This is a genomic window from Pseudomonas sp. NPDC089534 (genome assembly GCF_044749305.1).
GTDB lineage: Bacteria > Pseudomonadota > Gammaproteobacteria > Pseudomonadales > Pseudomonadaceae > Aquipseudomonas > Aquipseudomonas ekonensis.
Genome location: NZ_JBIVHR010000064.1, coordinates 1 through 19,849, shown reverse-complemented (window position 1 = coordinate 19,849; position 19,849 = coordinate 1). Strand labels below are relative to the sequence as shown.

Below are 19,849 nucleotides of genomic sequence, written 5' to 3'. Positions count from 1 at the left end.
GGCAACGGTGGGCGGTTTCGCCCGCCGCGTTGTCTATCTCTCTGCCATCGCATGTCCACTGGCCTTCACGGGTCGCTAGGGAGAATTCCGTTCTTATGATTCGCCGTTCGTTGCCTGCCGCTTTTGCCTTGATGTTCGCCGCCCCGTTGCTGGCGGCGCCTGCCGGGCAGCAGACCCTGTTCAATTTCGTCCGGCCCGCCGACGTGGTGAAAGTGACCACCGAAAACGCCGACTTGCCCCAGGCCAACGCCGAGCAGACCCCGGAAGGCGAGGTGCTGCGCCGGGTGACGTTCAGCCCGGCGCCGCGCCCGACGCTGCGGCTGACCCCGCAGACCGGTGCCTGGGACTGGTCGCAGTCCGGCATGATGAGCCTGCGCATCCAGAGCGCCATGAACTGGGCCGTCACCGTTTACGTGCAGATCCAGAGCAACGACGGCAAGACCCTGACCAGCCGCGTCGACCTGCCGGCGGGCCCTGCGCAGACCCTGCTGGTGCCGTTGACCGCGAGCTCGCCGCTCAGCCAGGGCATGAAGGCCGCGCCGCCGATGCCGATCACCGTCGACGGCCAGCGGGTCCTGCTGGCCGCCAGCAGCGGCGAGCTGGATCGCAGCCAAGTGGTGTCGGTCAGCCTGTCGCTGGACCAGCCCAAGGCGGCGCAGAGCCTGTTGCTTGAGCGCTTCGGCGTGCAGGACGGCGACGAGGCGGTCAAGGCCGCCTACGGCAACCTGGTCGATGCCTACGGCCAGTCCACCCGGGGCAAGTGGCCGGAGAAGGTCGCCAATGACGATCAGCTCAAGGCCGCGGCCGCCAAGGAACAGCAGCAACTCAAGGGCTGGCTGGCGGAGCGCGCGAAGGCGCCGCTGGACAAGTTCGGCGGCTGGACCGGCGGCCCTGCGTTCAAGGCCAGCGGTTTTTTCCGCACCGAAAAGCGTGACGGCCGCTGGTATCTGGTGACGCCGGAAGGCCATCCGTTCTACTCGCTGGGGGTGAACACCGTCAGCCCGGACGTGAACCCGACCTATGTCGCCGGTCGCGAATGGATGTTCGAGTCGCTGCCCAAGCCCGACCAGCCGCTGGCCAACCATTACGGCGAGGGCGACAACCGCGGCGGCAACGGCGCCGATCAGGGGCGCGGCTACAACGCGGGCCGTTGGTACGACTTCTACGGTGCCAACCTGCAACGGCTCAACGGCGATCCGTGCGCAGCGCAGGCCAAGGGCGAGTCCGCCGCCGAGGCGCCCGCTGCCGAACCGTGCAAGGCCACGATCGACGAGAAGCGCTGGACCGGCCACACCCTCGACCGCCTGCAGGCCTGGGGCTTCAACACCGTCGGCAATTGGAGCGCGCCGCCATTGGGCAATGCCGCACGGATGCCTTACACCTTGCCGCTGTCCATCGTCGGCGACTACGCCAGCATCAGCACCGGCAACGACTGGTGGGGCGGCATGCCCGACCCGTTCGACCCGCGTTTCGCCATGGCCACCGAGCGGGCCGTGGCCATCGCCGCCCGCGACCACCGCGACGATCCGTGGCTGATCGGCTACTACGCCGACAACGAACTGGCCTGGGCCGGCCCCGGCGACGATCCGAAGTCGCGCTACGCCTTGGCCTACGGCACCCTGAAAATGACCACCGACGTGCCGGCCAAGCGCGCTTTCCTCAAGCAGCTGCGGGACAAGTACCGCAACCAGGAAGGCCTGTCCAAGGCTTGGGGCATCGACCTGCCGGCCTGGGAACTGATGGAGGATCCGGGTTTCGTGCCGCCGCTGCCGAGCGCGGAGCACCCGGAAATCGAGGCCGACTTCAAGTACTTCCAGAAAGTGTTCGCCGACACCTACTTCAAGACCGTGTCCGACTCGCTCAAGTGGCATGCGCCGAACCAGTTGCTGCTCGGCGGCCGCTTCGCCGTCAGCACCCCGGAAGCCGTGGCTTCCTGCGCGCAGTTCTGCGATGTGCTGAGCTTCAACCTGTACACCCTCAAGCCCCAGGATGGCTATGACTTCGCCGCGTTGCGTGAGCTGGACAAGCCGGTGCTGATCACCGAATTCAACTTCGGCTCGACCGACCGCGGCCCGTTCTGGGGCGGTGTGACGCCGTTGGCCAAGGAAGAGGACCGCGGCCCGGCCTACGCCAACTTCCTCAAGCAGGCCCTGAGCGAGCCGTCGATCGTCGGCGTGCACTGGTTCCAGTACCTGGACCAACCGGTGACCGGGCGCCTGCTCGATGGCGAGAACGGCCACTTCGGGCTGGTGGGCGTGACCGACCTGCCGTTCCAGGGCTTTGTCGAGGCGGTGCGCAAGAGCAACCTGGCGACCGTCGAGCAGATGGGCAAAGAGGCTTCGCGACCGGTGGGCGACGCCGGTCACGAAGCCGAAGGCGGGCGCAAGGGCGAGGCCGGCAAGGGGCCGGGCGCCGGCCATGCCGGGGGGCACTCGGGCAACGGTCACTGACGCTATCGCCAGCAGGCTGGCTCCCACCGATATTGCGGTGCAGTCAAAGACTGTGGGAGCCCGCCCGCAACGCCGAAACCTGCGATCCTCCCTTCGGCCGCACAACCGCCCGGCCCGCAGCAGTTCCCAAAACCCTCAAGGGCTGGAACAATGCCGGCCACTTTGTAGAGCGTTTTCGCCAGGGGAGTTGCGGGTGCAGATTCAGGGACATTACGAGCTTCAGTTCGAAGCGGTGCGCGAAGCCTTCGCGGCGCTGTTCGACGATCCCCAGGAGCGCGGCGCGGCGCTGTGCATCCGGGTCGGCGGGGAAACCGTCCTCGACCTCTGGTCCGGCACCGCCGACAAGGACGGCAGCGAGGCCTGGCACAGCGACACCATCGCCAACCTGTTCTCCTGCACCAAGACCTTCGCCGCCGTCACGGCGCTGCAGCTGGTGGCCGAAGGCAAGCTGCAACTGGACGTTCCCGTGGCCCGCTACTGGCCGGAGTTCGCCGCCGCCGGCAAGGAATCCGTCACCCTGCGCCAATTGCTCTGCCACCAGGCCGGCCTGCCGGCCCTGCGCGAGCTGATGGCCCCGCAGGCCCTGTACGAATGGCAGACCATGGTCGACGCCCTCGCGGCGGAGGCACCGTGGTGGACGCCGGGCACCGGCCACGGCTACGCCGCGATCACCTACGGCTGGCTGGTCGGCGAACTGCTGCGCCGCGCCGACGGGCGCGGGCCGGGCGAATCCATCGTGGCACGGGTCGCCAAGCCGCTGGGGCTGGACTTCCATATCGGCCTGGCCGACGAAGAGTTCCACCGCGTGGCCCACATCGCCCGGGGCAAGGGCAATGCCGGTGACGCCGCCGCCCAGCGCCTGCTGCAGGTGACGATGCGTGAGCCGACCGCCATGACCACCCGCGCCTTCACCAATCCGCCGTCGGTGCTGACCAGCACCAACAAGCCGGAATGGCGACGCATGCAGCAACCGGCGGCCAACGGCCACGGCAACGCGCGCAGCCTGGCCGGGTTCTACGCCGGCCTGCTCGACGGCAGCCTGCTGGAAAGCGAAATGCTCGACGAGCTGACCCGCGAACACAGCGTCGGCGAGGACAAGACCCTGCTCACCCGTACCCGTTTCGGCCTCGGCTGCATGCTCGACCAGCCCGACGTGCCGAACGCCACCTATGGCCTCGGCCCGCGCGCCTTCGGCCACCCGGGGGCGGGCGGTTCCATCGGTTTTGCTGATCCGGAGCACGATGTCGCGTTCGGTTTCGTGACAAATACCCTTGGGCCATACGTCTTGATGGATCCGCGTGCGCAGAAGCTGGCGCGGGTGCTTGCCACTTGTCTGTAAAGCGTTTCAGGAGGATCCAGGGCCGGAACCTCACCCGTTTTTTCGATTCAAAGCGTCTGTTTATCCGGGCCGACCAGCCACGGTTGTTCTTCACTTCATTTTGTGGGTTTCCAATGTCTTCCAAACCAACTCTCGCCCTGGCCCTGTGTTTTGCGATCACCGGTTGCGCCCAAACCCCGAAAAGCGACGCCGACGGCGGCAGCTGGTGGCCGTTCGGCTCCTCCGACAAGGTGGCGGCGAAAGAGCCGGCCCCGGCCCCTGCGCCCCTGAAACCAGCCGCCACCGCGCCTGTGGCCAAGTCCGAAGGCGGCAGCCACTGGTACTGGCCGTTCGGCTCCGACGAGGCCAAGGCCGACGTCAAGCCTGAAGTGAAACCCGAAGCCAAACCGGTCGCCGTGGCCAAGGCCGACGCCGACAAGGGCGGCAAGTGGTGGTGGCCGTTCGGCGGCAAGGACCAGGACACCGGCGCCAAGGCCGCGCCGATGCCTGACCCGAAAGTCACCCAGGCCTGGCTGGACGACTACGAGCCGCGCCTGCGCGAGGCGATCAAGGAAAGCAACCTGCAGCTGGAGCGCCGCGAAAACGTGCTGGTGGTGACGGCGCCCGTGGAAGGCTCGTTCAACCCGGACCGCCCGGCGATGCTGTTGCCGGTCACCCTCGGCCCGTTCACCCGCGTGGCGAAGATCCTCGAAGCCGACCCTAAGACCGCCGTGCTGGTGCTCGGCCACAGCGACACCACCGGTGCCGCCCCGGCCAACATCAAGCTGAGCCAGGAACGCGCCCAGGCCGTGGCGGCGATCTTCCGCCTCAGCGGCCTGCAGCGTGACCGCCTGATGCTGCGCGGCATGGGTTCCGAAGCGCCGCGCGCGGCCAACGACAGCGCCGAAGGCCGTGCCCTGAACCGTCGCGTCGAACTGCTGGTGACCCCGCAGAACACCATGGTCGCGCTGCTGAGCAAGTACAACATGCCGGCGCCGAAACCGGTGACCATGGTCGCCGCGCAAGACGTCAAGCCCGCCGCCAAGCCCGTGACCCCGGCCCCGGCCGCCAAGAAAGCCGCCGTGCCGGCCACCAAAAAGGCCCCGGCCAAGAAAGCCGCCGCCAAGGCTCCGGCCAAGAAAACCCCGGTGAAGAAGACCGCACCGGCCAAAGCCGCCACGGCCGACAAGAAAGTCGCCGCGGCCGATACTTCAAAGAAGTGATCCGTTAACGAAAAGGAATGCGCCATGACCCAGGCTCTGGCAGATATGCGTCGTGATTACACCCGTGACGGCCTGACCGAGGCGCAAGCCCCGGCCGAGCCGTTCGCGTTGTTTCACCAATGGTTCGCCGACGCGGTGAAGACCGAACAGGCGCCGGTGGAGGCCAACGCCATGACCCTGGCGACGGTCGATGCGGACGGCCGTCCGCATTGCCGCATTCTGCTGCTCAAGGGCCTGGACGAGCAGGGCTTCACCTTCTTCACCAACTACGACAGCGCCAAGGGGCAGCACCTGGCGGCGAACCCGTTCGCCGCCATGACGTTCTTCTGGCCGACCCTGGAGCGCCAGGTGCGGATCGAAGGCCGGGTGGTCAAGGTCACGCCGGCCGAGTCCGACGCGTATTATCAGGTGCGGCCGCTGGGCAGCCGCCTGGGCGCCTGGGCGTCGCCGCAGAGCCGGGTGATCGACGGGCGGGGGGAACTGGAGGATCTGCTCAAGGCCACCGAGCAGCGCTTCAGCGACACCCAGCCGGACTGCCCTGAGCACTGGGGCGGTTACCGTCTGCTTCCCGAGCGCATCGAGTTCTGGCAGGGCCGTCCGAGCCGTCTGCACGATCGCCTCAACTACCGCGTGCAGGGCGCCGGCTGGATTCTGGAACGTCTGGCGCCGTAGGCAGTCTACCGCTCGGGATACTCTGCCGCAGCGGCCTTGAGCCACTGCGGCAGATCCCGACGCTTGATCTTCTGTTTGTGGGCCTGTGCCAAGCGTTCAAGCATGAAGGCGCGTTTGCTTTCGTCCTTGCCGGCCAGCGACAATGCCAGATCGCGATCCATCCAGCGTTTGATTCGCACGTACAGCCACCCATGGAAGTACAGACCGGCAACGGTTGTGGCGACGATGATGAAGTAATCCATGAAAATCCTTGGGGCTGCGGCGCAGTTTTTCGAATTTGGCGCTACTGTGGGTGAATCGTTTGAGGCGCCTGTACCGGGCCTGAATGAAACCAACTTTATCCGGGCGGCGCCGTGACAGGCGTCAAGCTGCGGAGTTTAATGAATACCTGTCCTTTGGAGTTGATCCTATGCGTAAGTCCGTTCTGCTGGTTGCTTCCTTTTCCACGATGGCGATGTTGCTCACCGGTTGCCAATCGAGCCTGACCGGCGACTCCTACTCCCGTGACGAAGCGCGTCGCGTGCAGACGATTCGCATGGGCACCATCGAATCCCTGCGTCCGGTGAAGATCGAAGGCACCAAGACCCCGATCGGCGGCCTCGCCGGTGCAGCGGTGGGCGGCGTCGGCGGCAGCGCCATCGGCGGCGGCAAGGGCAGCATCGTGGCGGCGGTCATCGGCGCCGTGGCCGGCGGCCTGATCGGCTCGGCCACCGAAGAGGGCCTGACCCGCACCCAAGGCGTGGAAATCACCGTGCGCGAAGACGACGGCAGCATGCGCGCCTATGTGCAGCAGGTTCAGGAGAATGAAGTGTTCCGCGTGGGTGAGCGCGTGCGCATCTCCACCGTGGGTGGCACGAGCCGCGTTTCGCACTAAGCGGATTGCAGTTGAAGAAAACCCCGACCGGGTGACTGGTCGGGGTTTTTTATTTAAATCCTGTCTAATTACTTCCATAACAACCTATTTGAAAGTCGTATTGTGGATCGAAAAACTCGGTTCCTATTAGATTTTCCATTTCGGTTATTTTCTGCCTGTCGAGGTCGTAGCCATAAATTTCATCTTCTGGTTTGGTCCAGTTCATGATCTTTCTTAACTGTTCAATATTTCCGTCTGGAATTTTTACTTCAAAGACAAGAAGCTCGGTTTTCTTGTCGTAGGCTTCGATCGTGTGATTTAGTTTTGAGTATCGGCAAGTAATTTGGTGCGCACCATTGGCTGTAGGACGTGTATCTAAAGACGTGTGAATGGTTCGCTTTGTATTGAGATACAGCTTTTCATCGGCTTTTTGATATCGAGTCGGTTATGGGGGTGGTGATTTGTGTAAAAAATCCTGGAAAGGCCATCCCATTCAAAGGTCACAGCAGTTTGTCGAGGACAAACGATTTAAACCAAGGGGGCTGGATATCTGATTTGATCTCGATCAGCTCACCGTCTGTGATCTCCGCAATCTGTGTCAATCGCTCACTACCTTCGTCGGAGTTGTCGAAAATATAGGCTCGGTTTGAAGTCAATATCGCCTGGGACAAAAGACCTAGAGATCTCCAGTAGCGTTTTCTTATTTTTTCCGCAGGGACACTGTGCCCGCCTTGAGTGACACGATACGCTACTCTGGCGACATTGATTTCCGGATCTGCGGTAGCAACGTAATAGACATAGACTCTGTAGCCAGATTGCTGTGCTTCGGAAAGTAAATTGACTTTGTCGGGCGAGGACATGACCGTTTCAAAGGTAAAGCTAATGCGTTCTTTGATCAGCGATCTACGTATGAAGTCGGAAAGCGCAGAGGCAACATAGGAGTCAATCTGAGCTTCGGAGAAGCTGAGTCTGTCACCTTCAATCTTTATCTTGTTCAGCTTTGCAAGAGACTCAGGAGCTTCTTGTAGAAGGGGGTGTGTTCGAAAAAAATCGAAAATATCGTTTTTGTGAGCTTCGATATGGTAGGCAGTGAAGTCAAAATAGCCGGTATCTCTTATCCCCCTTTCTATGTCGTCAGGGTTTATATAGTTTCCCAGTAGATGGGCAGGTACCAGTCGGTTGAATGTGCTTTTTCCTGAGCCATTTGGTCCAGCGAATATACGTATCCTTGGTGTACTCAAGAAATATCCTGTTTTGATGATTTATTACTGATTTGCAGGCGAGTGCCCCGTTTCAAACTGCCATAGTTGTCAATTGATCTCAGGAGGGTGGACGTTTCTCCTGTCACTTCAAACAGTTGACCTTCTTTGGCAACGAGCACCGCAGCACCTGTGGCAACGGCCATTCTGTAGGCATTGTTGAAAGCCTTCAGCGCGATATCCGGAATGCGGGACTCCTGAACATCAATCTGGTTGTCCGTCATCGGACGTTTTTCTGCTTTGCGTGACATGGGGACTCCGAACACTGTTCTGGCGGCGCAGGATGCTGTTATCGGAAGATATAGCACACTTGCAAGGCTTAAGCTAAGCGGGAAGGCAGCCAGTGAAAACGGCCTGAGTTCGTATGGGGCCTCCTGAAATGTTTCAAGAGACCACCGTTGGGCACATGGTTTGTTTAACTCATGGCGAGACCCTTGTGCTCGCCGCCGCCGTCACGGCATAGCCGATCAGCGCCGCGAGGATCGAGCCGGTCAGGATGCCCATCCGGTCCATGCCGACGTAGTCGCTGGCGCCCGGCACGAAGGCCAGGGAGCCGACGAACAGGCTCATGGTGAAGCCGATGCCGCAGAGGATCGCCACGCCGAGCACCTGGCCCCAGTTGGCGCCCTGGGGCAGGGCGGCGAGGCCGGTCTTGACCGCCAGCCAGGTCAGGCCGAACACGCCGACGGTCTTGCCCAGCAGCAGGCCGACCGCGATGCCCATCGGCACGTGGTGGGTGAAGCTTTCGACGGTGACGCCGCTCAGGGACAGGCCGGCGTTGGCGAAGGCGAACAGCGGCAGGATGCCGTAGGCCACCCAGGGATGCAGGGCGTGTTCGAGGCTCAGCAGCGGCGACGGTTCGGCGTTTTTGGTGCGCAGCGGGATGCAGAAGGCCAGGGTCACGCCGGCCAGCGTCGCATGGACGCCGCTCTTCAGCACGCACACCCACAGGATCAGCCCGACGATCATGTACGGCCCCAGCTTGACCACGCCGAGCCGGTTCATCGCCACCAGCGCCGCGATGCACGCGGCCGCCAGGGCCAGCGACAGGGTCGACAGCGCGCCGGAGTAGAAGATCGCGATGATCACGATGGCGCCCAGGTCGTCGATGATCGCCAGGGTCATCAAAAACAGCTTCAGCGACACCGGCACCCGCTTGCCCAGCAGGGCCAGCACGCCGAGGGCGAAGGCGATGTCGGTGGCGGTCGGGATCGCCCAGCCGCCGAGGGCGGCCGGGTTGTCGCGGTTGAGGAACCAGTAGATCAGCGCCGGCACCACCATGCCGCCGATGGCCGCCGCGCCGGGCAGGACGATCTGCGAAGGTTTCGACAGCTGGCCGTCGAGCACTTCGCGCTTCACTTCCAGGCCGATCAGCAGGAAGAACAGCGCCATCAGGCCGTCGTTGATCCACAGGAGCAGGGGTTTGGCGATCTTCAGCGCACCGACCTGCGCCACCACCGGCGTGTCGAGCAGGCCGGCGTACAGCCACGACAGCGGCGAGTTGTTGATGATCAGGGCCAGGACGGCTGCGGCGATCAGTAACAGACCGCTGGCAGCTTCCAACTGAAAGAAACGCGTGAAAGTGCTACGCAGAGGCAAGGTCGCTCTCCATCGGATTCGTCAAAAAGGTGGGACACCCTAACCCGTACTGTTAGTTGTTAAAACAAAAGTTATATTCTTTTTTGTTATATGTCGTTACAGAGCGGGATGCGGATGCGGCGTGAGCCTAGCAGTTGCCAAAGGTATTGGCGGTCAGCTGTATCTGTTGATCGTGAGGGATTTTTCCTAAGCTTGCTGACTGAGCCTGCGAAGGCGATTCCTGCCCGATTCAACGAGAACGACAGCCATGAGCGACAACCGACAGTGGGCCCGCGAAGCCATCCGGATCATCGAAGCGGACTTCCAGCGCAGTGCCGACACCCACCTGATCCCCTTGCCGCTGCCGGGCTTTGCGGGCATCGAGCTGTATTTCAAGGACGAGTCGAGCCACCCCACCGGCAGCCTCAAGCACCGCCTGGCCCGTTCGCTGTTTCTCTACGCGTTGTGTAACGGCTGGCTGAAGCCCGGCGCACCGGTGATCGAGGCGTCCAGCGGTTCGACGGCCATTTCGGAGGCGTATTTCGCCCGCATGCTGGGCCTGCCGTTCATTGCGGTGATGCCGGCGACCACGTCGAAGGAGAAGATCGCCCAGATCGCCTTCTACGGCGGCCAGAGCCATCTGGTGGACGATCCGACGCAGATCTACGCCGAGTCGGAGCGCCTGGCCCGGGAGCACGACGGCCACTTCATCGATCAGTTCACCTACGCCGAGCGCGCCACCGACTGGCGGGCGAACAACAACATCGCCGAATCGATCTTCCAGCAGATGCGCTACGAGCAGCATCCGACGCCGGCCTGGCTGATCTCCAGCCCCGGCACCGGCGGCACCACCGCGACCCTGGGCCGTTACGTGCGCTACCGCCAGCATTGCACCCGCGTGCTGTGCGCCGATGCCGAGCGTTCGGTGTTCTTCGATTTCTACCGGACCGGTGACGCGAGCCTGCGCCTGAGCCACGGTTCGCGGATCGAGGGCATCGGCCGGCCACGGGTCGAGGCGTCGTTCCTGCCCAAGGTGATCGATGCGATGGTCAAGGTGCCGGACGCCCTGTCGCTGGCGGCCATGCATTACCTGGCCAAGCGTCTGGGACGGCATGTGGGCGGTTCGAGCGGCACCAACCTGATCGGCGCGCTGATGGCGGCCCAGCAGATGAAGGCGGCGGGGGAGACGGGGTCGATCGTGGCGATCCTGTGCGACGGCGGCGAGCGTTATGCCGACACCTATTACGATCAGGCCTGGCTCAAGGCCCAGGGGTATGAGCTGGACGGGCTGATGGCGGCGGTGGCGGCGACCGCCGAGCGCGGCGAGGCGCTGCCGGATTCGGTGCTGCGCGCCAACATCTGAGGCAGCCGCACCAAGCAATGTGGGAGCGAGCAGCCTCGCCCCCACAGGTTTCGCGGTGGCTGTGTCAGGCCTCCAGGCCCAGGATGTCGCGCGCCACGGCTTCGGCGATGCGGATGCCGTCGACGCCCGCCGACAGGATCCCGCCCGCATAGCCCGCGCCTTCGCCGGCCGGGAACAGGCCTTTCACGTTCAGGCTCTGCAGCGACTCGTTGCGGGTGATGCGCAGCGGCGACGAGGTGCGGGTCTCGATCCCGGTCAGCACCGCGTCGTGCAGCGAGTAGCCGCGGATCTGCTTCTCGAACGCCGGCAGGGCTTCGCGGATCGCCTCGATGGCGAAGTCCGGCAGCGCCAGGGCCAGGTCGCCCAGCGAAATGCCCGGTTTGTAGGAAGGCTCCACTTCGCCCAGTTCGGTGGACGGCTTGCCGGCGATGAAGTCGCCGACCAGTTGCGCCGGGGCCTTGTAGTCGCTGCCGCCGAGGATGAAGGCGTGGGACTCCAGACGCTCCTGCAGTTCGATCCCCGCCAGCGGGCCGCCCGGATAGTCGACTTCCGGGGTGATGCCGACGACGATGCCGGAGTTGGCGTTGCGCTCGTTGCGCGAGTATTGGCTCATGCCGTTGGTGACCACCCGGTTCGGCTCGGAGGTCGCCGCCACCACGGTGCCGCCCGGGCACATGCAGAAGCTGTAGACCGAACGGCCGTTCTTGGCGTGGTGCACCAGCTTGTAGTCGGCGGCGCCGAGTTTCGGGTGGCCGGCGTACTTGCCCAGCCGCGCGCGGTCGATCAGCGACTGCGGGTGCTCGATGCGGAAGCCCACCGAGAACGGCTTGGCTTCCATGAACACGCCACGGCTGTGGAGCATGCGGAAGGTGTCGCGGGCGCTGTGGCCCAGGGCCAGGATCACGTGTTTCGAATGCAGGATTTCGCCGCTGGCCAGCTCGACGCCGACCAGTTGGCCGTCTTCGATCAGCACGTCGGTGACGCGTTGCTGGAAGCGCACTTCGCCGCCCAGGGCACGGATCTCTTCACGCATGGTCTCGACCATGCCGGTCAGGCGGAAGGTGCCGATGTGCGGCTTGCTGACGTAGAGGATCTCTTCCGGCGCGCCGGCCTTGACGAATTCGTGCAGCACCTTGCGGCCGAGGAACTTCGGATCCTTGATCTGGCTGTACAGCTTGCCGTCGGAGAACGTGCCCGCGCCGCCTTCGCCGAACTGCACGTTGGACTCGGGGTTGAGCACGCTCTTGCGCCACAGGCCCCAGGTGTCCTTGGTGCGCTGGCGCACTTCGGTGCCGCGTTCGAGGATGATCGGCTTGAAGCCCATCTGCGCCAGCAGCAGGCCGGCGAAGATGCCGCAGGGGCCGAAGCCGACCACGATCGGCCGCTCGCCCAGGTCGGCCGGCGCCTGGCCGACGAACTTGTAGCTGACGTCCGGGGCTTCGTTGACGTTGCGGTCATCGGCGAAGCGCGCCAATACCTTGGCCTCGTCGCGCACGTTGAGGTCGATGGTGTAGATGAAGCTCAGTTCGGAGGATTTCTTGCGCGCATCGTAGCTGCGCTTGAACAGGGTGAAGTCGAGCAGGTCATCGCTGGCGACCCCCAGGCGCTGCACGATGGCGGTGCGCAGGTCTTCGTCGGGATGGTCGAGCGGCAGCTTGAGTTCGGTGATTCGTAACATGGCAGGATCCGGTTCGCGGGGCGCACAACTGCGCCAGGGCGTTTGAAGGCGGCGATTATACGCCGCATCGGCCGGATCCCGTGAGGTTAAACGATCAGTCGTCGCGGGATCCGCCGAAATACGCGCAGCCGCGCTCGGCCTTGCCGTCGATGCGCAACTCGGCGCTCATGGGCTGCACGCTGCCGGTGCGGGCGTCGACGCAGCGCTGCGGCGCCACCCACAGCTCGATCCGGCGGTTGTCGGCCTCGCTGCTGAGGTTGAAGCGGCCATCGCCCAGTTGCTCCTCGACGTAAGGCACGGCCAGCGGCGGCTGGCCTTCGCGGTCGATGGCCATGCCTTTGCCGCTGACCTTGACGCTCCACGCCGGGTCATGGCCTGCGGCACGCAGGATCAGCAGCTTGAAGTTCGGGTCGTCGCACGCCGTGCCCGAGCGCTCGACGCGGTAGAGGCGGGTCAGGTCGAGGCGGTCGCCGGCGATCTTGCCGCGGACGTCGGCGAACAGTTTGCCCTGCTCGTCGGCGAGGGTCGCCGCTTCCTGAAGAATGCTGGTGCCGCCGATGTCGTTGACCTCGTACCGGCGACGGTCCTGGCAGGACTCGAACACCAGCTTGCCGTCGGCGGCGGTCAGCTGCCCCTGCATCCGCGTCTGGCCGACGTGCGACGCGCTTTCGCGCGGGAGGTCGAACATCTGGCAGGCGGCAAACAACGGCAACAGGGCAACAAGCAGCAAGGAACGGGCGACAGGCATCTTCGGCTCTCCGGACAGGTGCCGCCACGTTACTGAGACAGGCCTTCGATCACAAGGCTTGTGTGCCGGCAGCGGCCCGCTATTGAGTTGGGCGCAGGGCCGCCGCATAGTGGCGCACCTGTTCAGGAGCGGATCCTTCACGCATGCGGCAAAACCCTTCGGTGTTTCCTGAACGGCTGTACGCGCTCGACGCCCTGCGGGGCATCGCGGCACTGGCCGTGGTGTTCTGGCACTGGCAGCACTTTTTCTTCCAGGGGGCGGTTCCAGGCCCGCTGGTGCGGGAGGAACAACCGCTCTACAGCGTCTTTGCGCTGTTCTACCGTCATGGCGGCGATGCCGTGTCGCTGTTCTTCAGCCTGTCCGGCTTTGTGTTCTTCTGGCTGTTTTCCCAAGCGCTGGCGCAGAGGCGGCTGAGCGCAAAGCGCTTCTTCGTCGAACGGTTCAGCCGGATCTACCCCTTGCACCTGGCCACGTTCCTGTTGGTGCTGATCCTGCAGAAAATCTATGCCGGCCACACCGGCCAGGCGTTCGTCTACCCGAACAACGACGCCTATCACGCCATCCTGAACGTGTTTCTGGCGCCGGCATGGGGGCTGGAGCAGGGCTGGTCGTTCAATGCCCCGGCCTGGTCGGTCTCTGTGGAGGTCTTGCTGTACGCGGCCTTTTTTCTGGTATGGCGTCACACTCCGGCACCGCTGTCGATCAGTGCGTTGATCGTGCTGGTCTGCGTGTGGGTCTATCCGGCCCAGTACAAGATCGTTTTGGGAGGCTTCGGCTTTTTCGCCGGCGGCCTGGGCTACTGGGCGGTGGCCTGGTTGCTGCGCAGGTTTTCCGCGCGCATGACCGGTGCCGCATTGGCGCTGGCGTGCGTGGCGGGCTGGGCGGCGCTCGACGGCGAAAGCCCGCAGGCGCCGCTGATCAGGTTCGTCCTGCTGTTTCCGCTGACCGTTGCCGCCGTGGCGGCTTGCCACGCCTGGCTTGCGCCGATTGCGCGGCGCCTGTCCTGGTTAGGCGACATCAGCTATGCAACGTACTTGCTCCACTTCCCCTTGCAGATCGTCGCAGCGTTGCTGGCGGACAAGTTCCTGCACAGCCGGGACGTCTTTTATCAGCCGTGGAGCCTGCTGCTGTTCCTCGCCGTGCTGATCGGCGCCAGCCTGCTTTGTCACCGTGCGTTTGAACGGCCGCTGCAACGCTGGCTGCGCCAGGGCAGCGGCGGGCGCATCAAGGACGGCCTGGACGCGCCTCGCCCCGGCGGTTGACTCAGTTCACGTGAAAGGTCTGGCCGGTCTGCAGGCCTTCAACGCTTTTGGCGTAGGCCAATGCCACATCGACCGCAGGAACCGGCTTGTAGCCCCGGAAGTACGGGGCGTAGCTGCCCATGGCTTCCACCAGCACGGTCGGGCTCACCGAGTTCACCCGCAGGCCGCGCGGCAGTTCGATGGCGGCGGCGCGCACGAAACTGTCGAGGGCGCCGTTGACCAGCGCCGCCGAAGCGCCGGTGCGGATCGGGTCGTGGCTGAGCACGCCGGAGGTGAAGGTGAACGACGCGCCGTCGTTGGCGAACTCGCGGCCGATCAGCAGCAGGTTGACCTGGCCCATCAGCTTGTCTTTCAGGCCCAGCGCAAAGCTGTCCTCACTCATTTCGTTGAGCGGGGCGAAGGTGACGTTGCCCGCTGCGCACACCAGCGCGTCGAACTTGCCGGTCTGTTCGAACAGCTTGCGGATCGATGCGCTGTCGCTGATATCCACCTGAAAGTCGCCGCTGCTGCGACCGATGCGAATGATGTCGTGGCGTTGCGACAGTTCTTTGTCCACGGCCGAACCGATGGTGCCGCCGGCGCCGATCAACAGGATTTTCATGCTGGGTTGCCTCAAGTGATTGAACGAGCCTTGAGTCTAGAGTGGTTTTTTCCGCAGATAAGCGCACTAATGGGCAATCTTTGGTTTTCAGTTGGAAACAATCCATGAGCGAAATGGATGACCTGGCGGCGTTCGCCGTGTTGATCGAGGCCGGCAGTTTCACCCTGGCGGCGCAGCGGCTGGGCTGCAGCAAGGGGCAGTTGTCCAAGCGCATCAGTCAGTTGGAGGCGCAGTTTTCCGTGGTTCTGCTGCAACGCACGACCCGGCGCCTGAGCCTGACGGCGGCGGGCGCGGCGCTGTTGCCGCAGGCCCAGGCGCTGGTGGCCCAGGCGGAGCGTGCGCGTCAGGCGCTGGCGCGGCTGAAGGACGACATGGCCGGCCCCGTGCGCATGACGGTGCCGGTGTCGCTGGGGGAAACCTTCTTCGACGGCCTGCTGCTGGAGTTCTCGCAGAAGTACCCCGACGTGCAGATCGAACTGGAGCTGAACAACAACTTCCGCGACTTGGCCCGGGACAGCTTTGACCTGGCCGTGCGCACCGATGTGGCCAACGACGAGCGGCTGGTGGCCAGGCCCTTGCTGGCCTGGCAGGAAATGACCTGCGCCAGCCCGGCCTACCTGGAGCGCTACGGCGAGCCGGCGACCCCGCAGGCGCTGGCCGAGCACCGTTGCCTGCTCAACAGCCACTACAGCGGCCGCGAGGAGTGGCTGTACCACCAGCGGCACGAACTGCTGCGGGTGAAGGTGTCCGGGCCGTTCGCCAGCAACCACTACAACTTGCTGAAGAAAGCGGCGCTGGCCGGCGCCGGCATCGCCCGGCTGCCGTCGTACCTGTTGCCGACGGAATTGGCTGACGGCCGCTTGAGATGGCTCCTGCGGGATTTCCAGACCCGGCGCATGCCGATGTACCTGGTGCATCCGTATCAGGGCGGTTTGCCCAAGCGCACCCAGGTGCTGGCGGATTACCTGATCGGCTGGTTCAAGCGCAGCGGCGAGGCGCTGGACAGGCTTTAGCGGCCAGGTCGCCATCCCTGTAGGAGCGAGCAGTTATGTGTTCAGCCGGGCGATCAGGTGATCGACCGATAACCTGCCGGGCCCCGTCGCCATCAAGTACAGCAACAGCGCCGCCCAGGTGCCGTGGGTCGGGTACGCGTCCGGGTACACGAACAGCTGAATGGTCAGGGTCATGCCCAGCAGCGCCAGCGCCGAAAACCGCGTGGCGAGGCCGATCAGGATCAGCACCGGGAAAAAATGCTCGGCGAACGCCGCCAGGTGCGCGGCGAGCTCCGGCGACAGCAGCGGCACGTGGTATTCGCTCTGGAACAGCGGCACCGTCGAGTCCGCCAAGTGCGGCCAGCCGGGTTCGAAGGTGCCGTCGATCAGGTCGATGGCCAGGCCTTCGACCTTGGTCTGGCCGGATTTCCAGAACACCGCGGCAATGGAAAAACGGGCGATGAAGGCGATCAGGCTGTGGGGGATCTTTTCCAGCAGCGCGATGGCGCGGGCGATCAAGTGGCTCATGGCGACACCTTGGGGTTCAAGTGGAGGATGGCGTTTCGGCTGATCAGCAGGGCCAGGGTCTGGCTGAGGTCGAAGGCCGGGAGCTCTTCAAGGGCCTGCCCCAGCGGTTGGCCGTCGCGCAGGCGGCGAATGAAACGGCTTGCGCCGGGTTCGAGGGCGAACACCTCGACGTCGAGGCCGTGGCGCAGGATCAGCGCGTGCTGCGCACACGCCAGGTCGATCCCGGCCAGCGTCGCGTCCTGCTGGTGAGCGGCCCAGATGTCGACCACGGCGAAGGCCGAGTCGAGCAGGTGCAGCGAAGGATGCAGGCCGATGCGCAGGTCGTTGACGGTGCCGGGATCGGCGAAGGCGTCGGCGATTCGTTCATGGGGCAGCGCCGGCGCGTCGGCGGCGTGATAGGCCTCGGTGCGCAAGCGTTCCAGGCGGGCGACGTCGGCCAGATAAGGCACGCCGGCGGCGGGTTCGAAGCTATCGATGAAACCCGCCAGGCCTTCGCCGTACCGGCTCATGACCGGGCTGCGGGGCGGTTGATCCTGCAGGAACAGCGCGGCCATGGCCCGGAAGAAATCGTCGCCGACCAGCTCGGCCACCACCGGGTAGCTGTCGGCCAGGGCATTGATCAACGAGCTCTGCACGTTGTTGCGGTACACCGCGAAACGGCTCGCCGGATCGGCGCCGTTGGCGCTGCACAGGCCTTCGGGGCAGGGCAGGCGGATATCGAGCAGGGCTGCGCTGAAAGCGGCTTGATCGCTCACGGGCGGCCTCCTGCGCTGTGCAGCATCTCATCGGCCTGGCGCGCCTCGGCCATCAAAACGCTGAAGGCAGGGACGTGATTGTCCCGTTCGATGAGGGTCGCCACCGGGCCTGTGCGTTGCAGCGCTTGCCGGTACAGGGCCCAGACTGCCTGGTCGACGGGGGCGCCATGGTCGTCGATCAGCAGGCGGTCGCCGAGGCTGTCGGCATCTTCGGCGAAACCGGCCAGATGGATCTCGCCGACCGCGTGCAGCGGCAGCGCCCCGAGGTAGGCCAGCGGATCGCGCTGATGATTGATGCAGGAAACGTAGACGTTGTTGACGTCCAGCAGCAGGCCGCAGCCGCTGCGCCGGATGACGTCATGGATGAAGTCCGCCTCGTCGAAGGTCGAGCGCTCGAACGCCAGGTAGGTGGCGGGGTTCTCCAGCAGCATCGGCCGTTTGAGGGCGTTCTGCACCTGGTCGATGTGGTCGCAGACGCGGTTCAGCGTCGGCGTGTCGTAGGCCAGGGGCAGCAGGTCGTTGAGGAACACCGGGCCGTGGCTCGACCAGGCCAGGTGTTCGGAAAAGGCATGGGGCTGATAGCGCTCAATCAGTGCGGCAAGGCGTTTGAGGTGCTGGCCGTCCAGCGGCCCTTCAGCGCCGATAGACAGGCCGACGCCGTGCAGCGACAGCGGATGGCGTTCGCGGATCAGCCCCAGGAAGTGATGGAACGGGCCGCCGGCCACCATGTAGTTTTCGGCGTGGACTTCGAAGAAGCCGATGTCCGGGCGGGTGTCGAGCACTTGCGTGAAGTGCTCGGTCTTGAGCCCCAGCCCGGCACGGGCCGGGAGCCCGGTGAGGGCTGCCCGAGTGCGGGGGAGGGCATGGTCGCAGGATGTGATCATGATCGACGCTCGGGCAGCCTTCGGATCAGGCCTTGGCCTTGAACGCTTCGAGCTGGCCGAAGCCGGTCGGCGAGGTCTTGCTTTCGGTGGTGGTGCAGGTGCCCTTCGGCACCAGTTTCCAGGCGTTGGGCTGGTAGTCCATTTTTGCGGTGCCGGCGCAGGTGGTGCCGGGGCCTGCTGCGCAGTTGTTCTTGCCCTTCATGGCCACGCCGAAGCATTTCTCCATGTTGTCGTCGGCGGCGTGGGCGGTGGAGACGGCAGCCAGGCTCAGGGCGGAACCGAGGGCCAGGACGAGGGCGGTGGCGGACAGGGTGCGGGTGGTAGCGGTCATGGTGTTTCTCCGGTTGGGTTTGGGTTCTGCAAGCGAAGTGCGCTTGCTTGCCCCACTAGAGAAACGACTTCGCGATGCGTTACACGCGATCCCGAATTTTTTTCGAAAATCTTCGATGCGCCGGTTTTTCCTGTGGGATCGGGGCATAGAGCGCCAGGGCATAAGCGTCGGACGCTCATCGTGAACGGGTCTAGGCACCTGTAATTTCTGACAGTGGGCGAAATTCAACCGGCTCAGTAGATTCAAGGTCGAGCGCACGGCTCACAAAGGAGCGCAATCATGACCAAGGCTGAACTGAAGAAATTTGTGCAGGCCAGAATCGATGAAAAGGCCAACATCATTCTGGACGAGCGGGTGACGCACGATGGCGCTGCGTTCGGCGAGTTGCAGGTGTACTCCTGCCTGCGGCGGATCCTGAACGGCAAGGCAAACCTGGAGGACATCGGTATGCTGCACGCGGTCAGCGACCTGGTGCAGGCGGTGGGCGCTCGTTCTCCCAACGAAAGCCTTGGCTCGAAGCTCAAGCACTAGCTTTGCGGCGCATGGCTCACAAGGAATGAGGAGGTGGGTATGAGCGGTATCGAAGCGCGGGTGAAGAAGATTGTCGAAGACCATTTGGGTTATGAAGTCGAGGTCAAACCCGATTCCAATTTTATCGATGACCTGGGAGCAGACTCGCTGGATCTCGTGGAACTGGTCATGGCCTTCGAGGAGGAGTTCGAGCTGGAAATCACGGACGACGCAGCGGAGCGCATGAAGACCGTGCAGGACGTCATTGACTTCCTGGCTTCTCACGGCAAGTGACAGACACAAAAAAACGGCCCCGAAGGGCCGTTTTCCGTTCACCGCAACCGCTTAACCCCCCAAGTACGCCTCGCGCACCTTAGGATCGGTCAGCAGCGCTTCGCCGGTGCCCTGCATCACCACCCGGCCGTTCTCCAGCACGTAGGCGCGGTCGGCGATCTTCAGCGCCTGGTTGGCGTTCTGCTCGACCAGGAACACCGTCACCCCGTCCTTGCGCAGCTGTTCGATGATGTCGAAGATCTGCTGGATGATGATCGGCGCCAGGCCCAGCGACGGCTCGTCGAGCAGCAGCAGCTTGGGCTTGCTCATCAGCGCGCGGCCGATGGCGAGCATTTGCTGTTCGCCGCCGGACATGGTGCCGCCGCGTTGGGTGAAACGCTCTTTCAGGCGCGGGAAAAGTCCGAGGACCTTGTCCATCTGTTCCTGATAATCGCCCTTGTCGGTGAAGAATCCGCCCATGGACAGGTTCTCTTCCACGGTCAGGCGGGCAAACACCCGACGGCCTGAAGGACGGCGAGGGCGGCTGGCTGCTGTTCGAGTTTCTCGAAGG

At 64.1% G+C, this 19,849-nt stretch carries 22 protein-coding genes; 10 read left to right on the top strand and 12 right to left on the bottom strand.

Annotated elements, in window-relative coordinates:
* Positions 1-95: 95 nt before the first annotated feature.
* The 4 genes from ACIP0B_RS19180 (at position 96) to pdxH (ending at position 5,663) form a co-directional block, all read left to right on the top strand.
* On the top strand, positions 96-2,450 hold the full coding sequence (locus ACIP0B_RS19180; protein WP_400835052.1) for a beta-agarase: 2,355 nt from the start codon (positions 96-98) through the stop codon (positions 2,448-2,450).
* Positions 2,451-2,643: 193 nt separating this feature from the next.
* Entirely contained in the window at positions 2,644-3,789 is a 1,146-nt protein-coding gene (locus ACIP0B_RS19175; protein WP_400835049.1) for a serine hydrolase domain-containing protein, read from the top strand.
* A 113-nt stretch (positions 3,790-3,902) separates the two neighbouring features.
* Positions 3,903-4,991: an OmpA family protein gene (locus ACIP0B_RS19170; protein WP_400835046.1), complete on the top strand. Its 1,089-nt coding sequence runs from the start codon at positions 3,903-3,905 to the stop codon at positions 4,989-4,991.
* 24 nt (positions 4,992-5,015) lie between these two features.
* The gene (gene pdxH, locus ACIP0B_RS19165) at positions 5,016-5,663 is read left to right on the top strand and encodes a pyridoxamine 5'-phosphate oxidase (RefSeq protein WP_217893360.1); all 648 of its coding nucleotides are present in this window, start codon (positions 5,016-5,018) and stop codon (positions 5,661-5,663) included.
* Positions 5,664-5,668: 5 nt separating this feature from the next.
* On the opposite strand, the gene ACIP0B_RS19160 is transcribed toward pdxH, so the two are convergent.
* On the bottom strand, positions 5,669-5,905 hold the full coding sequence (locus ACIP0B_RS19160) for a hypothetical protein (protein ID WP_400835042.1): 237 nt from the start codon (positions 5,903-5,905) through the stop codon (positions 5,669-5,671).
* 167 nt (positions 5,906-6,072) lie between these two features.
* Between ACIP0B_RS19160 and ACIP0B_RS19155 the strand changes: the two genes are divergently transcribed.
* Positions 6,073-6,537: a glycine zipper 2TM domain-containing protein gene (locus ACIP0B_RS19155; protein ID WP_007918566.1), complete on the top strand. Its 465-nt coding sequence runs from the start codon at positions 6,073-6,075 to the stop codon at positions 6,535-6,537.
* Between the two features lie 479 nt (positions 6,538-7,016).
* Here the strand turns inward: ACIP0B_RS19155 and ACIP0B_RS19150 are convergent, their stop codons facing one another.
* The 3 genes from ACIP0B_RS19150 to nhaA all read right to left on the bottom strand — a co-directional run bounded on the left by ACIP0B_RS19150 (position 7,017) and on the right by nhaA (position 9,374).
* Positions 7,017-7,757, bottom strand: coding sequence for a zeta toxin family protein (locus ACIP0B_RS19150; RefSeq protein ID WP_400835039.1), 741 nt, complete (start codon positions 7,755-7,757; stop codon positions 7,017-7,019).
* Positions 7,754-8,026, bottom strand: a complete 273-nt coding sequence (locus ACIP0B_RS19145; protein ID WP_400835036.1) for a hypothetical protein — start codon at positions 8,024-8,026, stop codon at positions 7,754-7,756. The genes ACIP0B_RS19150 and ACIP0B_RS19145 overlap by 4 nt, the downstream gene beginning before the upstream one ends.
* Positions 8,027-8,195: 169 nt before the next feature.
* A complete protein-coding gene (nhaA, locus tag ACIP0B_RS19140; RefSeq protein WP_400835033.1) occupies positions 8,196-9,374 on the bottom strand; it encodes a Na+/H+ antiporter NhaA in 1,179 nt (392 codons plus the stop codon).
* Between the two features lie 247 nt (positions 9,375-9,621).
* Between nhaA and ACIP0B_RS19135 the strand changes: the two genes are divergently transcribed.
* Complete coding sequence (locus ACIP0B_RS19135) at positions 9,622-10,716, top strand: PLP-dependent cysteine synthase family protein (RefSeq protein WP_400835030.1); 1,095 nt, start codon at positions 9,622-9,624, stop codon at positions 10,714-10,716.
* A gap of 64 nt (positions 10,717-10,780) precedes the next feature.
* Here ACIP0B_RS19135 and ACIP0B_RS19130 read toward each other — a convergent pair whose 3' ends face one another.
* Both ACIP0B_RS19130 and ACIP0B_RS19125 read right to left on the bottom strand, forming a co-directional pair.
* Positions 10,781-12,394: an NAD(P)/FAD-dependent oxidoreductase gene (locus tag ACIP0B_RS19130; protein WP_400835027.1), complete on the bottom strand. Its 1,614-nt coding sequence runs from the start codon at positions 12,392-12,394 to the stop codon at positions 10,781-10,783.
* A 94-nt stretch (positions 12,395-12,488) separates the two neighbouring features.
* Positions 12,489-13,142, bottom strand: coding sequence for a COG3650 family protein (locus ACIP0B_RS19125; RefSeq protein ID WP_400835024.1), 654 nt, complete (start codon positions 13,140-13,142; stop codon positions 12,489-12,491).
* A 143-nt stretch (positions 13,143-13,285) separates the two neighbouring features.
* Between ACIP0B_RS19125 and ACIP0B_RS19120 the strand changes: the two genes are divergently transcribed.
* Entirely contained in the window at positions 13,286-14,404 is a 1,119-nt protein-coding gene (locus tag ACIP0B_RS19120) for an acyltransferase family protein (RefSeq protein ID WP_400835021.1), read from the top strand.
* Position 14,405: 1 nt separating this feature from the next.
* Here ACIP0B_RS19120 and ACIP0B_RS19115 read toward each other — a convergent pair whose 3' ends face one another.
* Positions 14,406-15,005: a short chain dehydrogenase gene (locus ACIP0B_RS19115; protein ID WP_400835018.1), complete on the bottom strand. Its 600-nt coding sequence runs from the start codon at positions 15,003-15,005 to the stop codon at positions 14,406-14,408.
* 104 nt (positions 15,006-15,109) lie between these two features.
* Here ACIP0B_RS19115 and ACIP0B_RS19110 point away from each other — a divergent pair, with 104 nt between their 5' ends.
* Complete coding sequence (locus ACIP0B_RS19110) at positions 15,110-16,018, top strand: LysR family transcriptional regulator (protein ID WP_400835015.1); 909 nt, start codon at positions 15,110-15,112, stop codon at positions 16,016-16,018.
* 33 nt (positions 16,019-16,051) lie between these two features.
* On the opposite strand, the gene ACIP0B_RS19105 is transcribed toward ACIP0B_RS19110, so the two are convergent.
* The 4 genes from ACIP0B_RS19105 to ACIP0B_RS19090 are packed head-to-tail and all read right to left on the bottom strand — an operon-like array spanning position 16,052 to position 18,495.
* Positions 16,052-16,525, bottom strand: a complete 474-nt coding sequence (locus tag ACIP0B_RS19105) for a DoxX family protein (RefSeq protein WP_400835012.1) — start codon at positions 16,523-16,525, stop codon at positions 16,052-16,054.
* On the bottom strand, positions 16,522-17,280 hold the full coding sequence (locus ACIP0B_RS19100) for a DUF2063 domain-containing protein (RefSeq protein ID WP_400835009.1): 759 nt from the start codon (positions 17,278-17,280) through the stop codon (positions 16,522-16,524). The genes ACIP0B_RS19105 and ACIP0B_RS19100 overlap by 4 nt, the downstream gene beginning before the upstream one ends.
* Positions 17,277-18,164: a DUF692 domain-containing protein gene (locus ACIP0B_RS19095; RefSeq protein WP_400835006.1), complete on the bottom strand. Its 888-nt coding sequence runs from the start codon at positions 18,162-18,164 to the stop codon at positions 17,277-17,279. The genes ACIP0B_RS19100 and ACIP0B_RS19095 overlap by 4 nt, the downstream gene beginning before the upstream one ends.
* Before the next feature lie 25 nt (positions 18,165-18,189).
* Entirely contained in the window at positions 18,190-18,495 is a 306-nt protein-coding gene (locus ACIP0B_RS19090; protein WP_400835003.1) for a DUF2282 domain-containing protein, read from the bottom strand.
* Between the two features lie 279 nt (positions 18,496-18,774).
* Here ACIP0B_RS19090 and ACIP0B_RS19085 point away from each other — a divergent pair, with 279 nt between their 5' ends.
* Together ACIP0B_RS19085 and acpP are read left to right on the top strand one after the other, a co-directional pair.
* On the top strand, positions 18,775-19,026 hold the full coding sequence (locus ACIP0B_RS19085; RefSeq protein ID WP_400835000.1) for a hypothetical protein: 252 nt from the start codon (positions 18,775-18,777) through the stop codon (positions 19,024-19,026).
* 39 nt (positions 19,027-19,065) lie between these two features.
* Complete coding sequence (acpP, locus tag ACIP0B_RS19080; protein WP_400834997.1) at positions 19,066-19,299, top strand: acyl carrier protein; 234 nt, start codon at positions 19,066-19,068, stop codon at positions 19,297-19,299.
* 51 nt (positions 19,300-19,350) lie between these two features.
* Here the strand turns inward: acpP and ACIP0B_RS19075 are convergent.
* Positions 19,351-19,849: ABC transporter ATP-binding protein (locus tag ACIP0B_RS19075; protein WP_400834994.1), on the bottom strand; the 499-nt coding region annotated here is incomplete at its 5' end.

Coding starts and splice junctions, on each gene's coding strand:
- ACIP0B_RS19180 (WP_400835052.1), top strand. CDS start 96: ATGATTCGCCGTTCGTTGCCTGCCGCTTTTGCCTTGATGTTCGCCGCC.
- ACIP0B_RS19170 (WP_400835046.1), top strand. CDS start 3,903: ATGTCTTCCAAACCAACTCTCGCCCTGGCCCTGTGTTTTGCGATCACC.
- pdxH (WP_217893360.1), top strand. CDS start 5,016: ATGACCCAGGCTCTGGCAGATATGCGTCGTGATTACACCCGTGACGGC.
- ACIP0B_RS19160 (WP_400835042.1), bottom strand. CDS start 5,905: ATGGATTACTTCATCATCGTCGCCACAACCGTTGCCGGTCTGTACTTC.
- ACIP0B_RS19155 (WP_007918566.1), top strand. CDS start 6,073: ATGCGTAAGTCCGTTCTGCTGGTTGCTTCCTTTTCCACGATGGCGATG.
- ACIP0B_RS19145 (WP_400835036.1), bottom strand. CDS start 8,026: ATGTCACGCAAAGCAGAAAAACGTCCGATGACGGACAACCAGATTGAT.
- ACIP0B_RS19135 (WP_400835030.1), top strand. CDS start 9,622: ATGAGCGACAACCGACAGTGGGCCCGCGAAGCCATCCGGATCATCGAA.
- ACIP0B_RS19130 (WP_400835027.1), bottom strand. CDS start 12,394: ATGTTACGAATCACCGAACTCAAGCTGCCGCTCGACCATCCCGACGAA.
- ACIP0B_RS19125 (WP_400835024.1), bottom strand. CDS start 13,142: ATGCCTGTCGCCCGTTCCTTGCTGCTTGTTGCCCTGTTGCCGTTGTTT.
- ACIP0B_RS19120 (WP_400835021.1), top strand. CDS start 13,286: ATGCGGCAAAACCCTTCGGTGTTTCCTGAACGGCTGTACGCGCTCGAC.
- ACIP0B_RS19115 (WP_400835018.1), bottom strand. CDS start 15,005: ATGAAAATCCTGTTGATCGGCGCCGGCGGCACCATCGGTTCGGCCGTG.
- ACIP0B_RS19110 (WP_400835015.1), top strand. CDS start 15,110: ATGAGCGAAATGGATGACCTGGCGGCGTTCGCCGTGTTGATCGAGGCC.
- ACIP0B_RS19105 (WP_400835012.1), bottom strand. CDS start 16,525: ATGAGCCACTTGATCGCCCGCGCCATCGCGCTGCTGGAAAAGATCCCC.
- ACIP0B_RS19095 (WP_400835006.1), bottom strand. CDS start 18,164: ATGATCACATCCTGCGACCATGCCCTCCCCCGCACTCGGGCAGCCCTC.
- ACIP0B_RS19090 (WP_400835003.1), bottom strand. CDS start 18,495: ATGACCGCTACCACCCGCACCCTGTCCGCCACCGCCCTCGTCCTGGCC.
- ACIP0B_RS19085 (WP_400835000.1), top strand. CDS start 18,775: ATGACCAAGGCTGAACTGAAGAAATTTGTGCAGGCCAGAATCGATGAA.
- acpP (WP_400834997.1), top strand. CDS start 19,066: ATGAGCGGTATCGAAGCGCGGGTGAAGAAGATTGTCGAAGACCATTTG.